The following is a 1261-nucleotide window of genomic DNA, read 5'->3' on the forward strand; positions in this document are numbered from 1 at the left end:
AATTCTGCTGACATCTCTCTCTCCGCTGACGCTTTTAATTTTTTCTTAGGTTCATTCCACCCTCATCATTCCCACATACAAGGTGAATTGCCCTGCAAAATAGGGCCACCTGGTTGGAGCGGGAATCCATTTGTCTGAATGACCTAGCTTATATTCATCCTATGCAAATCTTTTCATAACGTCCTTATCATTTGTTAATGTGCTAAATTTTTTCTATCGCAATAATCTTTAGTACAAGTACGGCACACTGATAGACGTATTGATAAGAACATTAATAGAGGAGCATAGCACCGTGTCGAAATATTGCGCGCCAATCACTGATATGAAATTCCATATAAAGGGCAATTCTGCTATCGACAATGACGATGCGGGCTTAATTCTCGACCAGGCTGCAGAGTTTTCAGAGCAAGTCTGGGGCAGCGTCAATCAACATGGAGACCAAAATGGCTGTCGTTACAAGGATGGTAAAGTACTACTAGACCCTAAGATTCGCGACGCATTTAAAGCTTTTTCTGAAGCAGGGTGGATGGGAATCTCGATGCCAGAGGAGTGGGGTGGGCAAGCGCTACCTGAAGCACTTAGCTCAAAGGTATCGGAAATGTTGACCAGTACCAACCAATCTTTATGCATGTTCACAGCGCTCACCAGCTCTGCATGTAAAGCTCTGATTTCATTCGGTAATGATGAATTAAAACAAACCTACCTTCACAACATGGTATCAGGTAATTGGACGGGCACCATGTGCTTAACTGAATCTCATTGCGGTTCCGACCTAGGTGAAATTAAAAGTAGCGCAAAGATTAATGCTGACAACAGTTACGCGATATCAGGTACCAAAATCTTTATCTCTACAGGTGATCATGACGCTAGTGACAATATTATTCATTTAGTACTCGCTCGTATTAAGGGTGCACCTGAAGGTATTAAAGGCCTATCTTTATTTTTGGTGCCAAAAATTTTTCCAGACAATAATGAATATAACTCCCTTAGTTGTATTGGTATTGAAGAAAAAATGGGGATACACAGCAACCCTACCTGCACGATGGCCTTTGAAGAAGCAAAAGGCTTCCTGGTTGGCGAAGAGAATGGCGGTATTAAAGCCATGTTCAAAATGATGAATGAGATGCGTCTGGGAACCTCCTTACAAGGCGTGGGTATGAGTGAACAGTCTTTTCAGGCCTCGTATCAATATGCTGTCGAACGTGTGCAGGGCCAGTCCCTGGATAAAAAATTGCGCGGACAAACCACTGGTTTGATAGGT

The 1261-nt window shown here is 42.7% G+C and carries 1 protein-coding gene; it reads left to right on the plus strand.

Annotated features, from left to right (window positions below; translation table 11 throughout):
* Positions 1–292: 292 nt before the first annotated feature.
* A partial coding sequence (locus A3757_RS17955; protein ID WP_197470117.1) for an acyl-CoA dehydrogenase family protein occupies positions 293–1261 on the plus strand: 969 nt, incomplete at its 3' end.

It is taken from the genome of Oleiphilus sp. HI0117 (assembly GCF_001635235.1).